This is a genomic window from Micromonospora sp. WMMA1947, assembly GCF_027497355.1.
Lineage (GTDB): Bacteria > Actinomycetota > Actinomycetes > Mycobacteriales > Micromonosporaceae > Micromonospora.
Window position 1 is genome coordinate 4,647,229 of sequence record NZ_CP114909.1, and the last position, 14,103, is coordinate 4,661,331.

At 73.6% G+C, this 14,103-nt stretch carries 15 protein-coding genes; 8 read left to right on the top strand and 7 right to left on the bottom strand.

The genetic code is table 11. The features are described from left to right. Positions 1-72 precede the first annotated feature (72 nt). The 3 genes from O7604_RS21905 to O7604_RS21915 form a co-directional block, all read right to left on the bottom strand. The gene (locus tag O7604_RS21905; protein WP_281577599.1) at positions 73-720 is read right to left on the bottom strand and encodes a peptidoglycan recognition family protein; all 648 of its coding nucleotides are present in this window, start codon (positions 718-720) and stop codon (positions 73-75) included. Between the two features lie 98 nt (positions 721-818). After that, positions 819-1,565 (bottom strand): lysozyme, encoded by a 747-nt coding sequence (locus O7604_RS21910; RefSeq protein ID WP_269705634.1) that lies wholly within the window; start codon positions 1,563-1,565, stop codon positions 819-821. A gap of 126 nt (positions 1,566-1,691) precedes the next feature. Next, positions 1,692-3,050, bottom strand: a complete 1,359-nt coding sequence (locus tag O7604_RS21915) for an NAD(P)/FAD-dependent oxidoreductase (protein ID WP_281577600.1) — start codon at positions 3,048-3,050, stop codon at positions 1,692-1,694. Positions 3,051-3,140: 90 nt separating this feature from the next. Here O7604_RS21915 and O7604_RS21920 point away from each other — a divergent pair, with 90 nt between their 5' ends. The 8 genes from O7604_RS21920 to O7604_RS21955 all read left to right on the top strand — a co-directional run bounded on the left by O7604_RS21920 (position 3,141) and on the right by O7604_RS21955 (position 10,455). Continuing rightward, positions 3,141-3,491 (top strand): YciI family protein, encoded by a 351-nt coding sequence (locus tag O7604_RS21920; RefSeq protein ID WP_013286726.1) that lies wholly within the window; start codon positions 3,141-3,143, stop codon positions 3,489-3,491. After that, positions 3,488-4,693 (top strand): RNA polymerase sigma factor, encoded by a 1,206-nt coding sequence (locus O7604_RS21925; protein WP_281577601.1) that lies wholly within the window; start codon positions 3,488-3,490, stop codon positions 4,691-4,693. Before O7604_RS21920 ends, O7604_RS21925 begins: the two co-directional genes overlap by 4 nt. A 141-nt stretch (positions 4,694-4,834) precedes the next feature. Continuing rightward, a complete protein-coding gene (locus O7604_RS21930) occupies positions 4,835-5,662 on the top strand; it encodes an ABC transporter ATP-binding protein (RefSeq protein WP_269705637.1) in 828 nt (275 codons plus the stop codon). Then, positions 5,659-6,375: an ABC transporter ATP-binding protein gene (locus O7604_RS21935; protein ID WP_281577602.1), complete on the top strand. Its 717-nt coding sequence runs from the start codon at positions 5,659-5,661 to the stop codon at positions 6,373-6,375. The genes O7604_RS21930 and O7604_RS21935 overlap by 4 nt, the downstream gene beginning before the upstream one ends. A gap of 13 nt (positions 6,376-6,388) precedes the next feature. Continuing rightward, entirely contained in the window at positions 6,389-7,267 is an 879-nt protein-coding gene (locus tag O7604_RS21940) for a branched-chain amino acid ABC transporter permease (protein ID WP_269705639.1), read from the top strand. After that, complete coding sequence (locus O7604_RS21945; RefSeq protein ID WP_281577603.1) at positions 7,264-8,409, top strand: branched-chain amino acid ABC transporter permease; 1,146 nt, start codon at positions 7,264-7,266, stop codon at positions 8,407-8,409. The genes O7604_RS21940 and O7604_RS21945 overlap by 4 nt, the downstream gene beginning before the upstream one ends. 52 nt (positions 8,410-8,461) lie before the next feature. Further along, entirely contained in the window at positions 8,462-9,733 is a 1,272-nt protein-coding gene (locus O7604_RS21950; protein WP_281577604.1) for an ABC transporter substrate-binding protein, read from the top strand. Positions 9,734-9,828: 95 nt separating this feature from the next. Beyond that, positions 9,829-10,455, top strand: coding sequence for a TetR/AcrR family transcriptional regulator (locus tag O7604_RS21955; protein ID WP_281577605.1), 627 nt, complete (start codon positions 9,829-9,831; stop codon positions 10,453-10,455). Between the two features lie 38 nt (positions 10,456-10,493). Here the strand turns inward: O7604_RS21955 and O7604_RS21960 are convergent, their stop codons facing one another. The 4 genes from O7604_RS21960 to O7604_RS21975 all read right to left on the bottom strand — a co-directional run bounded on the left by O7604_RS21960 (position 10,494) and on the right by O7604_RS21975 (position 14,046). Then, positions 10,494-11,081 carry a cysteine hydrolase gene (locus O7604_RS21960; protein WP_281577606.1) on the bottom strand — a complete coding sequence of 196 codons (588 nt, stop codon included), beginning with the start codon at positions 11,079-11,081 and terminating at the stop codon, positions 10,494-10,496. 10 nt (positions 11,082-11,091) lie between these two features. Then, on the bottom strand, positions 11,092-13,179 hold the full coding sequence (locus O7604_RS21965; protein WP_281577607.1) for a glycogen debranching N-terminal domain-containing protein: 2,088 nt from the start codon (positions 13,177-13,179) through the stop codon (positions 11,092-11,094). Continuing rightward, a complete protein-coding gene (locus tag O7604_RS21970) occupies positions 13,172-13,540 on the bottom strand; it encodes an SCP2 sterol-binding domain-containing protein (RefSeq protein WP_269705645.1) in 369 nt (122 codons plus the stop codon). Before O7604_RS21970 ends, O7604_RS21965 begins: the two co-directional genes overlap by 8 nt. 89 nt (positions 13,541-13,629) lie before the next feature. Continuing rightward, a complete protein-coding gene (locus O7604_RS21975; RefSeq protein ID WP_269705646.1) occupies positions 13,630-14,046 on the bottom strand; it encodes a MarR family transcriptional regulator in 417 nt (138 codons plus the stop codon). Positions 14,047-14,103 lie beyond the last annotated feature (57 nt).

Consider the following 14,103-nt stretch of genomic DNA (forward strand, 5'->3'; position numbering starts at 1 on the left):
GGACTTATATAAGCCAGCACTGACGTACGCGGGGCGCCCGTCGCACCCGGGCGCCCCGCGTACCCCCGTTTGTCAGCCGCCCAGGCGGGCGGCGACGGTACGGCGCAGCTCGGGCAGGCGGTCGTGCAGCAGCCCCGGGCACTGCGTGTTGTTGAAGTCCTTGTGCCCGTAGATCTCGGTGGGCGCGATGCCGTACTGCTGGCAGGTGAACGCGCAGAAGGTCACCAGGCTGTTCCAGAGCGCCTGCGGCGGCTGCACGTCCACGTAGATGCCGTCGTTCTCGATGCCGATGGCCTGGCTGTTCTGCCCGACGCAGTGCGCGCCCTGCACCATGGTCTGGCCGTGCAGCAGCGCGTAGAGGCTGCCGTGCCGGCCCTCGGTCAGGTAGCCGCCCCGGCTGTTGGTGAAGTGCTGCCCGGAGTCGAGCCAGCCGTTGCCGTCCATGTGCAGGTTCTGGATGTCGCGGGAGTTGCGGTACGCCTGGGCGAGGCTGTAGTCGGTCGTGTTCGGGAACGCCGTGTGGTGCACGATGATCTTGTTGGGGCGGCTGGCCACCACGCTCACCGGCGACGAGGGCGGGCGGGCGCCCCAGGTCGCGCAGTTGGCGATGGTCGGCTGATCGACACGGGTGGCGGCGGCCCGCGCGCCGGGGTCGGAGCCGATCTGGGTCAGCGCGCCGACGCCGGCGGCGGCGCCGAGCAGGACCGCGCCGCGCAGCATAGTACGCCGGGGGACAGGAACAGACATCGCAGCTCCTCGGGAAAGAGAGGCGGCCGGGCGTGGCGGGACCGGCACCGCCCGCCACGCCCGGGCCGGGGTCAGCAGGGTCCGTTGCAGGCCAGGACGCGCAGCCGGTCGAGCGAGCCGTTCCACACGTTCTGGTCACCGGGGAAGACGCCGGAGGAGGACCACTGCCAGAACGAGTACGTGCCCCAGCCCGCAGGCAGCGTGCCGACGCTGCTCGAATAGCGGGCGATCCACAGCGGGTTGTTCGCGGCGAACTGTGCGGTGTTGCCGGTGCAGGTGCTCCACCAGTCGGTGGTGGTGTAGATGGTGGCCCACCGGCCGGTGCGAGCGTAGTACTGGTTGACGAACGAGGCGATCCAGCTGCGCATCGACGCCTGGCTCAGCCCGTAGCAGGTCGCGCCGTACGGGTTGTACTCGATGTCCAGCGCGCCGGGCAGCGTCCGCCCGTCCTTGGACCAGCCGCCGCCGTGGTCGACGAAGTAGTTGGCCTGGACGGCGCCGCTGGTCGTGTCGGGGCGGGCGAAGTGGTACGAGCCGCGGATCATCCCGACGTTGTACGAGCCGTTGTACTGCTGGGCGAAGTACGGGTTGGTGTAGTACGTGCCCTCGGTCGCCTTGACGTAGGCGAACCGGGCGCCGTTGGCCCACGCGCCGGACCAGTTCACGTTGCCCTGGTAGCTGGAGACGTCCATGCCGGGCAGTCCGGCCGGGGCGGCGGAGGCGGGAGCCGTCCCGGACAGGGTCGCCGCGGCGACGGTGACGGTGGCGAGCAGCGCGGCTCCGGCCGCGCGCAGCGCCGATCGGATCGACCTGTGCATCTGTCCTCCCTGGGGGTTGCCGCGCTCCGGCGGCGGGAGTATGACGAAAGGAACTGTCGTCATTAGGGCACAGGGCGGAGAAACTTTTCAATAGACTGCATCGAAGAATCTCACTGGATCAGGTGCTCAGCCGAGCTGGGCGAGCACCTCGGCGGCGGCGCGCTCGCCGGCGGTCACCGCGCCCTCCAGGTAGCCGCTCCACCGGGTCGCGGTCTCGGTGCCGGCCCAGTGCAGCCGGCCCACCGGCGTCCGCAGTTCCGGGCCGTACGCGCACCACGCGCCGGGCGGCAGGACGCCGCAGAAGCAGCCGCGCGTCCACTCGTCGGCCGACCAGTCGTACTCGACGAGGTCGTCGGGGTGCGCGGCGGCCGGGCCGAAGATCGCGGCGAGCGCCTCGCGCAGCGCGTCCCGGCGCGCGTCCTCCGGCAGCCGGCGCAACGCCCGGGCCTGCGCGCCGTAGCTGAACGCGGTGAGCACCCCGCCCGGCACGCCCGGCAGCGAGTTGTCCACCGTCTCGGTGAGCGGCCCGGTGTCGGTGCTGGACACCCCGGAGCGGCCGTCGGCGCGCCAGAACGGTTCCGGGTAGAGCGCGTGGACCTTGAGCGCCACGCCCATCGGCGTCCGCTGGGTCAGCCCGTCGCGCAGCGGGGGCAGCGGCGGGTCGTACCGGATGCGCCCGGCCAGCGCCGGTGCCAGCGCGACCACCACGGCGTCGCCGCGGTACGTCTCGCCGCCGGCGCGGAGCCGCACGCCGTCGCGGTCCTGCGCGACGCCGTCCACCGGGGTGCGCAGGCACAGGCTCCCCGACGGCAGCGCGGCGGCCATCCGCTCGGCCAGCGCGGCCGGACCACCGGCGATCCGGTCCTGCTGGGCGCCTCCGGCCATGCGCAGCAGCGACCGGGTGCCGCCGCCGCTGCGCAGGTAGAACAGCATGTGTAGCAGCGACACCTCGTCCGCCGAGGCGGCCAGCAGTCCACCGGCGAGCATGCGTGCGGCGTAGCGGGAGGTGACCGGCTCGGCCCCGCTCGCGTCGAGCCAGCCGCCGAACGTGGTCCGGTCCCACCGGGCCGCCCCGCCCGCCCGCCACGGCGCGGCCGGGTCGAGCCCGGCCGCCATCTCGTCGAGCGTGCCCAGCAGCGCGGACAGCCCCGGCGGCTCGCCGGTGGCCGGACGTCCGCCGAGCAGCAGCGTCGGCGCGCCGTGCGCGGGGGAGGGAAACGTGGTCAGGCCGTACGCGGCGACGAGCGCGTACATCCGGTCCTGGGTCGGGCCGATCCACTGCGCGCCGAGATCCAGCCAGCCGCCGCCGGGTAGCGGGCGGCTGCGCGTCCGGCCGCCCACCCGGTCCCGGGCCTCCAGCACCCGCACCTGCGCGCCGGCGGCGTCCAGCGCGAGCGCGCAGGCCAGACCGGAGAACCCGGCGCCCACGACGACGACCCGGTGGCGGCGCACGCGACGGCGTACCCCGCTCCCGGCCGGATTCACCCGGCCCGGCGTGTCGAAACGGGCGTCAGTCGTTCGTGTGGAGGGTGAGAGGACGGCGCGGGGCCGTCCGGCGGTGACGAGGAGAAGCCGATGAAGCAGTACCTGATCAGCATGTACCAGCCGGCCGGCGAGGGCCGCCCGGACCCGGAGTTCCTGGCCGGGGTGATGCGCGAGGTCGAGGCCATCGGCCGGGACCTGCGGGAGGCGGGCTGCTGGGTGTTCGGCAACGGCCTGCACGACCCGCAGACCGCCACCGTGCTGCGCCCGGCCGGCGACGAGGTGCTGGTCACCGACGGGCCGTTCGCCGAGGGCAAGGAGTACCTGGGCGGCGTCACGATCATCCGGGCGCCCGACCTGGACGCGGCGCTGGACTGGGGCCGCCGCTACGCGCTGGCCACCACGCTGCCGATCGAGGTCCGCCCGTTCCAGGGCGAGGGATGACCGCTGTCGAACGGGTCTTCCGGGCCGAGTACGGCCGCGCGGTAGCCGTCCTGGTCCGTCTCCTCGGCGACATCGACCTCGCCGAGGAGGCGGTTCAGGAGGCGTTCACGATCGCGGTGACGCGCTGGGCCGCCGACGGGCCGCCGCCCAGCCCGGCCGGCTGGATCATCACCACCGCCCGGAACCGGGCGATCGACAGGTTGCGCCGTGAGGCCACCCGGGCCGCCCGGCACGCCGAGGCCGCCCTGCTGCACGCCGCCGACCCGCCCGCCGAGGAGGGGCCCGTGCCCGACGACCGCCTGCGCCTGATCTTCACCTGCTGCCACCCGGCGCTCGCCGCGCCCGCCCGGGTGGCGTTGACGCTGCGCCTGCTCGGCGGCCTGAGCACCGCCGAGATCGCGCGGGCCTTCCTGGTGCCGGAGCCGACCATGGCGCAGCGCCTGGTCCGGGCCAAGGCGAAGATCCGTGACGCCGGCATCCCGTACCGGGTGCCACGCGACGCCGACCTGCCGGACCGGCTGCGCGGGGTCCTCGCCGTGGTGTACCTGATCTTCAACGAGGGGCACACCGCGAGCGCGGGGGAGCGACTGGGCCGCGCCGAGCTGGGTGCCGAGGCGATCCGGCTGGGCCGGCTGCTGGTGAGCCTGATGCCGGACGAGCCGGAGGCGCTCGGCCTGCTCGCGCTGATGCTGCTCACCGAGGCCCGCCGCGCCGCCCGTACCGGCCCGGACGGGGTGCCGGTGTCGCTGTCCGAGCAGGACCGCGGCAGGTGGGACCGGGAGCTGATCGCCGAAGGGCAGGACCTGGTCCGCCGGTGCCTGCGGCGGGGCCGGCCCGGCCCGTACCAGATCCAGGCCGCGATCGGCGCGGTGCACGCGGACGCGCCCACCGCCGCGGCCACCGACTGGGCCCAGATCCTCGCGCTCTACGACCAGCTGGCCGCCGTCGCGCCCGGGCCGGTGGTGGCGCTGAACCGGGCGGTCGCGCTGGCCGAGGTACGTGGACCGGAGGCGGGACTGGTCGAAGTGGACCGACTGGACCTGGGGGGCTACCACGTGTGGCACGCGATCCGAGCCGACCTGCTGCGCCGCCTCGATCGTCCGGCGCAGGCCCGGGCCGCGTACGACGCGGCGATCGCCGGTACCGGCAACGCGGCGGAGCAGACGTTCCTGCGTCACGCCCGCGACCGCATGCCGGGATGATCACACAGACAGTGCACGTTGGAGGCCGGTAACCCCGGTAAGCGAACCGTGATCGTCGGGGCCATTGACGCGGCGGCAGAGAAAAGTACACTCCCGGTGTAATTAGTTTTCCCGTGCTCCCACGACCGGCACGAGGTGACGATGAGCCCACCGGCCGCCCCCGCCGACGAACCGGGCCTGGCGCTGCACCACGTCGGCGTACGCTTCGGCGGCCTGGTCGCCCTCGACGACGTCTCGCTGCGCGTACCGCCCGGCCGGGTGGTCGGCGTGATCGGGCCCAACGGCGCCGGCAAGACCACGCTGTTCAACGTGGTCTGCGGCTTCGTCCGGCCGACCGAGGGCTCCCTCACCCTGGACGGCCGGCCGTTCCGGCCCCGCCCGCACCAGCTCACCGGGCTCGGCATCGCCCGCACGCTCCAGGGCGTCGGCCTGTTCGGCGGGCTCACCGTGCGGGAGAACGTCGTCGCCGGGGCCACCCACACCGCCCGCGCCGGGTTCGCCGCCGCGCTGTTCGGCCTGCCCCGCAGCGACCGGGACGAGCGCCGGCTGCACGCCCGCGCCATGGACCTGCTCGCCGAGCTGGGCATCGAGAAGTACGCCGACGCCGCCCCGGCCACCCTGCCCTATCCGGTCCGCAAGCGGGTCGCACTGGCCCGGGCACTGATCGCCCGCCCCCGGCTGCTGCTGCTCGACGAGCCGGCCGGCGGGCTCGGCGCCGACGACGTGGCCGAGCTGGCCGACCTGGTCCGCGGGCTGCCCGACCGGGAGGACGGCTGCGCCGTGCTGCTCGTCGAGCACCACATGGACCTGGTCATGTCCGTCTGCCACGACCTCGTGGTGCTCGACTTCGGCAAGGTGATCGCCGCCGGGTCCCCGGAGAGCATCCGCGACGACCCCCGGGTCACCGAGGCGTACCTGGGCGCCGACGTGCCCGCCGAGCCGACCGAGCCCGCCGGGAGCGCATCGTGACCGCCGTGCTCGAGGTCGAGGCGCTCAGCTGCGGCTACGGCCCGGTGCCGGTGCTGCGCGACGTCGCGTTCACCGTCCCGGCCGGCACCGTCACCGCCGTGCTCGGTGCCAACGGCGCGGGGAAGACCACGCTGCTGCGTACCCTCTCGGGTTTGCTGCGGCCCACCGGCGGCCGGGTCCGGTACGCGGGGGAGGACCTGCGCGGCGTCCGGGTCGAACACCTGGTCCGGCGCGGCCTGGCGCACGTGCCGGAGGGCCGCGGCGTGGTGACCGAGCTGACCGTGGCGGAGAACCTGCGCCTCGGCGGGCTGTGGCGGCGCGACCGGGCCGACGCCCGGCGCGCGCAGGACGAGGTGTACGAGCTGTTCCCCGCGCTGGCCCGCCGCCGCGACCACGCCGGGCACCAGCTCTCCGGCGGGGAACGGCAGATGCTCGCGATCGGCCGCGCACTGATCGCCCGGCCCCGCCTGCTGCTGCTCGACGAGCCGTCGCTGGGCCTGGCGCCCAAGGTGACCGCGCAGATCATGGCGCTGCTGCGACGGCTGCGCGACGAGCGGGGGCTCACCGTGCTGCTCGTCGAGCAGAACGTGCGCTCGGCGCTGTCCGTCGCCGACCAGGGCATCGTCATGTCGCTCGGCCGGGTGGTGACGGCCGCGCCGGCCGCCCGGCTGCGCGACGACGACCAGCTCCGGCACGCGTACCTCGGATTCTAGGAAGGGGGTCGCGATGGAGCGGTTCTGGTTCCTCACCTTCGACGGGTTCGCCTCCGGGGCGGTGTACGCGGCGTTCGCGCTCGCGCTGGTGCTCATCTGGCGGGCCGCCCGGGTGGTCAACTTCGCCCAGGGCGCGATGGCGGTGGCCACCGCCTACGTCGGGTACGCGGTCGTGTCCGCCACCGGCTCGTACTGGCTCGGCCTGGCCGCCGCGATCCTGTCCGGACTGGCCCTGGGCGCGCTCGTGGAGCGGGTGCTGATGCGCTTCGCCGGTCCCGGCGGCCCGCTCAACCAGGTGATCGTCGCGCTCGGGCTGGTGCTCGTCATCCAGGCCGTGCTCGGCATGGTCTTCGGCAACGACTACCGGCCCGCCCCGGCACCGTTCGACACCGACGCGCTCACCATCGCCGGGGTGGCCGCGCTGTCCCCGTACGACCTGTGGGTGCTCGGCGCGGCGCTGACTGTGGTGGCGCTGCTCGCGGTGCTGTTCACCCGTACCCCAGTGGGGTTGCGGATGCGGGCCGCCGCGTTCGCACCCGAGGTGTCCCGGCTGCTCGGCGTCAGCGTCGGCCGGATGCTCACGCTGGGTTGGGCGCTGGCGGCGGGCGTCGGCGCGCTCGCCGGGATGCTGGTCGTCCCCACCGGACTCGGCCTGCACTCGCACGCCATGGACCTGGTCTTCGTGGTCGCGTTCACCGCCGCCGTGGTCGGTGGCCTGGACAGCCCGGTGGGCGCGGTGGTCGGCGGCCTGCTGGTCGGGCTGATCCTGTCCTACGTCACCGGCTACCTGGGACCGGACACCACACCGCTGGCCGTCCTGGTGCTGCTGCTGGCCGTCCTGCTGGTCCGCCCCGGCGGGCTCTTCTCCGCGGCGAGAGCGAGGCACGTGTGACGAGCACCCCCACCAAGATCGCGGCTGCGGCGCCGTCCCCGCTGCGCCGGCTGCTCCCCGGCGCGCCGGCCGGACGCGAGGCACGCGGCTCAACGCTGCTGCGCCACCTCGCCGTGGCGGTGTTCGCCGGCACGCTCGTCGTGCTGGTGACCAACCAGCTCGCGCCGTACCAGAATCTCCAGGTGGCGCGCGTCTGCGCGTTCCTCTGCGTCACCGCCGGGCACACCGTGCTGGTCGGGCTCAACGGCCAGCTGTCACTCGGGCACGGCGCGCTGATGGCCACCGGCGCGTACACGATGGCCCTGACCCAGCAGGCCCTGGACGAGCGGGCGGTACGCGGCTGGTGGACGCTGCCCGCGTCGCTGCTGGTCGCCGTCGCGGTGACAGCGCTCGGCGGGCTCGTCGTCGGGCTGGCGGCAGCCCGGCTGCGCGGCCCCTACCTGGCCGGCGTGACGCTCGCCGTGGCGACGCTCGTCCCGGCGGTCACCACGATCTTCACCGGCGTGTTCAACGGCGAACAGGGCCTGTCGTTCCCGGCGCAGACGCCACCGGCCGCGCTCGGCGCCTACTTCCAGCCGGAACGCTGGCTGGCCTGGATCGCGCTGGCCGCCGCGCTGCTCACCATGCTGCTGCTGGCCAACCTGGTGCGCAGCCGCTTCGGCCGGTCCCTGCGGGCGGTCCGCGACGACGAGGTCGCGGCCCGGCTCGCCGGCATCCCGGTGGCCCGCACGCAGGTGCTCGCGTTCGTGGTGAGCGCCGCCTGCGCCGGGCTGGGCGGTGCCGTGTACGCCCTGCTCACCGCCACCGTCGCGCCCGGCAAGTTCCCGCTGGACCTGTCGCTGTTCCTGCTGATGGCGATCGTGATCGGCGGGCTGGGCAGCCTGGCCGGCGCGATCTGGGGAGCGGTGCTGCTGGTCGCGCTCCAGGACCTGCCCGGCCTGCTCACCGAGCATCTCAGCCTGTCCGCCGGGCTGGCCCAGCGGCTCGAGGGCAACCTCGCGCTCGCAGTGTTCGGCCTGATCCTCATCGTCGTCATGCTCGCCGCACCGGGCGGCCTCCAGGGCGGGGTGCGTGCCGTCGGCACCCGGCTGCGCGCGGTGCTCCGCCGCCGCCGTACCCCCCGCCGGTCGCCGGACCGCTGACCTCACCGGTTCCACCCACACCGTTCGCACCGTCGCACCGGAATGGAGAACCATGCGCCCCACCACCCGCCGCGTTCTCGCGGCCGCCGCCGGCCTGGCCCTGCTGGCCGCGTTGCCTGCCTGCGCCGACGACGAGAAGCAGGCCGCCGAGAACGTCCCCGGCGTCAGCGACTCCGAGGTCGTCATCGGCACCCACCAACCGCTCACCGGACCGGCCGCCCCCGGCTACTCGAAGATCTCCGCCGCCACCAAGGCGTACTTCGAGCACGTCAACGCCAAGGGCGGCGTGCACGGCCGGAAGATCGTCTACAAGGTCATGGACGACGGCTACAACCCGGCCAACACCGAGAACGTGGTCCGCAAGCTGGTGCTCGACGACAAGGTCTTCGCGCTGCTCGGCGGCCTGGGCACGCCGACGCACACGAACGTGCTGGAGTTCGTCAAGACGCAGAAGGTGCCGGACCTGTTCGTCGCCTCCGGCAGCCGCAACTGGAACCAGCCGGACAAGTACCCGACGACGTTCGGCTGGCAGCCCGACTACACGGTCGAGGGCAAGATCCTGGCCACCTACGTCAAGAAGGAGTTCCCCGGCGCGAAGGTCTGCCACTTCGGGCAGAACGACGACTTCGGGCGGGACTCGCTGGCCGGCGTCGAGCAGGTCCTCGGCCCGGTCGCGGCGAAGCAGACGTACACCACCACCAACCAGCAGGTCGGCCCGGCGATCGGCGCGCTGCGCGCGGCCGGCTGCCAGGTGGTCATCTCGGCGACCATCCCCGGCTTCACCGCGCTCGCCATGGGCCAGGCCGCCGGGCAGGGCTTCAAGGCGCAGTGGGTGGTGTCCAACGTGGGCGCCGACTACACCACGCTGTCCGCGCAGCTCGGCGACAAGAAGGTGATCCTCGAGGGCATGGTCGCCGACAACTACCTGCCCATGGTGGGCGACACCGCGAACCCGTGGATCCAGGAGTTCACCAAGATCCACCAGAAGTACAACGCGGGCAACCCGGTCGACGGCAACGCGATCTACGGCTACTCGATGGCGTACACGTTCGTGCAGGCCATGCTCGCCGCCGGGCCCGACCCCACCCGGGAGAAGCTGGTCGAGGCCGTGCGCAAGGGCGGCTTCCGCGGGCCCGGCCTGGTCCCCTTCCGGTACGCCGACGGCGTGCACGCCGGCTACGGCGGCGTCCGGCTCACCAAGGTGAGCAACGGCGCGCAGGCGTACTTCGGCCCCGCGTACACCACCGACGACGGTGACGGCGCCGTCACCGAGTTCACCGAGCCGCCGACGAACCCGCCGGCGGACGCCGTTCCGACGTCCTGACCACGGTGCTGTCGCCGGGTGGCCGGGTGCCGGCCGCCCGGCGACACGCACGTAGAGTGGCCGCCGGCAGACGAGCAACAGGAGATCCCGTACCCATGATCGAGCTGGAGACCGACCCGCCGGAGCGGGTGGACGGCCGGGCGGCGCGGGCCGAGCGGACCCGGGCCGCGATCGTGGAGGCGCACCTGGCCCTGATCGACTCCGGTGACCTGCGGCCCACCGGGGAACGGATCGCCGAGCGGGCCGGGGTGTCGCTGCGCACGCTCTGGACCAACTTCAAGGACATGGAGACGCTGTTCGCCGCGACCGGGCGGCGGGTCGGCGAACGGCAGGCCGCGCTCTGGCAGCCGGTGCCGCCGGAGCTGCCGCTGACCGCCCGGATCGCCGCGTTCTGCGACCAGCGCGCCCGGCTGCTGGAGGTGCTGGCGCCCTCGGCTCGCGCGTCGGCGCTGCGGGAGCCGTTCTCCCCGCAGTTGCGGCGCAACCGGGAGGCGGCGGTCACCCGGGTCCGGCAGGAGATCGAGGCGGTGTTCGCCCCGGAGCTGGCGCAGGCCGGGCCGGGGCGGGCGCAGTTGCTGGACGCGCTGACGGTGGCCGGCACCTGGTCTTCGTGGTCGATGATGCGCGACTCGATGGGGCTCGACGTGGAGGCCGCCCGCGCCGTGATGGCGCGCATGCTGGGCGCGCTGCTGGTCGACGCGATCGCCGCCGGCCTGCGCTGAGCGCCCCGCCGGCCTGCGCTGAGCGCCCCGGCGGCCGGTCAGGCGATCTCGCCGGTGGTGACCACCTCGCCGAGCTGGCCCAGCGTGCTCAGGTAGGCGTCGTGTAGCTCGTCGGTGGCCGCCGTGCACGCGTCGGAGACGGTGACGACGCGGTACCCGTTGTCGACCGCCTGGTAGGCGGTGGAGGCGACGGCCAGGTTCGTCGCGACGCCGGTGAACACGACGGTCCGCACGCCCCGGCCGCGCAGGATCAGGTCCAGTTCGGTGCCGGAGAATCCGCCGAGCCGGGTGGAGGTGACGACGACGTCGCCGGGCTGTCGCGCGACCTCGTCGACGATCCGGGTCTTCGGGTCGCCCTCCAGGAACGCCCCGCGCTCGGCGATCATGGCGAAGCTCGGGGTGTTGGCGATCAGGTCGGGATAGCCGGGCCGGTAGGCGACGCGGGTGAAGACCACGAGGCCGCCCGCCGCCCGCGCGGCGGCGGCGACCCGGGCCGCGTTCGCCGCCACGCCGTGCCGGGCCACCTGGCCGGCGAAGAACGGGCCGAAGACGCCGTCCGGGCTGACCACCTCGTGTTGCCAGTGGACGCCCACGACCGCGGTGTGTGCCCAGTCGATGCGCTGCATGTCGGTCCCGTCACGGTGCGGAGAGCTGCTGCGGCGCCAGCTCGTAGCGGCTCAGGCCGCCGGCGGCGGTGCTCCTGCCGAAGGCGTCCCGGCGTCCCCAGCGGCCGGGGACATCGAGCAGCGCCACGTAGTCGAGGCTAGCAGGCAGGGCGGGCCGGGCCACGAGATCGTCGCCGACCGGCCGGAGGCCGAGCATCGTCCGCAGGAGCAGCAGTGGCGCCCCGGCCGACCAGGCCTGCGGGCTGCACGCGGTCGGGTACCGGATCGGGTAGCGGGTCTCGGACCGGGCGTGCCCGGCGAACGCCTCCGGCAGCCGGCCGTCGTAGAAGGCCGCCGCGTCCAGGATGCCGGCCGCGATGCGGGCCGCCTCCTCGGCGTAGCCGTAGCGCCGCAGGCCCCAGGCGATGAACGAGTTGTCGAACGGCCAGATGGTCCCGACGTGGTAGCCCACCGGGTTGTAGCGGGCCTCGCCCTCGGCCAGCGTGCGGACACCCCAGCCGCTGAACATCGCCGGTGACATCAGGTGCCGCACCAGGGCCTCGGCCTTCGGCTCCTCGACGATGCCGCTCCACAGCAGGTGGCCGATGTTCGACGACAGGGCGTCCACCCGGCGGCCGTCGCCGTCCAGCGCCAGTGCCATGTACTCGCCGTCGTCGATCCAGAAGTCGTGGTTGAAGCGGCGCTTGAGGTCGGCGGCGTCCCGCTCCAGCCGGTCCGCGTACGCCGGGTCGTGCCAGATCTCGCGGGCCAGCCGGGCGGTGCGCACCTTCGCGTCGTACGCGTACCCCTGGAGTTCGCAGGTGGCACGCGGGAAGCCCGGCAGGCGGCCGTCGCGGTGGGAGATGCTGTCCCACGAGTCCTTCCAGCACTGGTTCTCCAGACCGTTCACCGGGTTGCGCCGCTCGTAGGAGACGTAGCCGTTGCCGGCCCGGTCGGCGTAGTGGTCGATCCAGTCGACGGCCGCCCGCGCCTCCTGCTCCACCGCGCGTACGAGGGCGGCGTCGCCGGTCCACCGCTCGTACTCGTCGAGCAGCACGAGGAACAGGGGAGTGGCGTCCGCGCTGCCGAAGTAGGGGCTGTGCGGTGTCTCGTCGAAGACGGTCAGCTCGCCGTAGCGCATCTCGTGCAGGATCCGACCCGGCTCCTCCTCCCGGAAGTCGTCGATCCGGCTGCCCTGTCGGAAGGCGAGCACGGTGAGCGTGGTGGCGGCGAGTTCGGGTGCGAACGGCAGCGCCTGGAGGCTGGTGAGGATGCTGTCGCGGCCGAACAGGCACATGAACCAGGGCAGCCCGGCGGCCAGCACACACCCGGTCCCGGCGAGGAACGGGCTGAACCGCAGCGCGGCCAGGTCGATCAGGCTCTGCCGGTAGGTGTTCTGCAACGGTCCCCAGCTGGTCTCCAGTCGCGGCGCCCGGTCCAGCCACTCCCGTAGTTCGCCTGCCTTGTTCCGCTCGGCGTCGGCGGCCCGTCCCGGCAGGCGCAGCCGCTCCAGACCGCGGGGCAGGGGGAGGTCCGGCTCGGCGGTCAGCCGGGTCTGCCACCGGCCGTGCGGTTCGATGTGCACGCGCAGCGTCAGGCCGTTCTCGTCCACCTCCGCCGGTGCCGTCGCGGACACGATCGTCTCGCGGCGGTAGCGTTCGCGCTGGTAACCCAGGACGAGTCGCGGGCCGTCGACCCGTCGGTAGTGCCGCCCCTCGCGGTTCGTCGTGCCCTCCTTGACCGCGAAGAGGTCCGCGAAGTCCGCGTCCACCTCGATCCGTACGGTCAGGTCGACGGGCAGCCGGTCGTTGTTGACCAGGAGCAGGTCCTCCTGGAGCCCGGTGTCGAGCCTGTGGGTCCGGCGCACCTCCAGCGTGCTGTTGACGTAGACGTCCTGACTGCCCGGAACCAGGTAGAACCGGTTCTCGAAGTACTGGATGTCGTCGATGGACAGCGTGCTGAGCGGCTCGCCGTCGATGGTGAGCTGCCACCGGGACAGCAGGCGGGTGTCGTGGGCGAACAGGCCGTGGGTGGCGTCGGCGGCCGGGACGATGTCACCCGCCCGGTCAGAGACCAGGAAGATCGTCCCGTCGAAGATGCCGACGTGGTCGTCACCCATCGTCGTCTCCCCGGTGTCGTTCCGGGCGCGAGCCGGGCGGGGAGGGGAACAGCCGGCGCACGGTCGCGAACAGCCGCGGGCTGCCCTCCACCTCGGCCTCGCCGCGCAGGACCGTGGTCAGGAAGTACGACTCGCCCCGCGCGATCCGGTCGAAGACGGCCCGGTCCGCCCGGACGACCGCGTCCCCACCGGTGGCCTGCCGCGCCGCGGTGACCTCGCCCCGGGCGATGGAGACCAGCCAGTGGTCGACCGACCCGTCATCGGCGAGGTCGAACCGGACGGTGCCCTCGTGGAGCGCTGTCAGCCCGCGCTGCCGGCGCTGCCCCAGGCCCCGGAAGAACTCTTCGGTGGCGTCGACCATCGGCCCTCCTTCCGATGGCGCTATTCCCCGCAGCGGGGCCTGTCGTCTCACCCGGAACGGGTGAAACCGGGGAGGCCGGGGATCTGGTCCTAGTCCTCGCGCAGGCGGCGCAGGATCCGGGCCAGCTCGGCCCGGTCGTCGGGCGTGAGCACGCCGAAGAACCGTTCCGCCTCGGTGGCCCGCGCCTGCCGGATCGCCGTGCCCACCCGCTCGCCCTCGGCGGTCGGGGCGACCAGCGTGGCCCGCCGGTCGGCCGGGTCGGGCCGGCGCTCGACCAGGCCGCGCTCCTGCAACCCGTCGACCACCTCGGTGGCCGAGCGCGGGGCGATGCGCAGGTGCTCGGCGAGCGCGCCGGGCCGCAGCGCGCCGTGACGCATCAGCACGCCGAGCGCCCGCGCCTGCCCGGGGCTGATCTCCCACGGTTCGAGCGCGCCCTTGGTCTGGTGCCGCAGCCGGCGGGTCACCGCCCAGAACGTCTCGGCCAGGCTCTCGTCGCTGCCGCTCACGGGGAATACGGTAACAGGCTTTCGTGTTGTTCCCTCATGTTGAGGTAACCTCAGCAT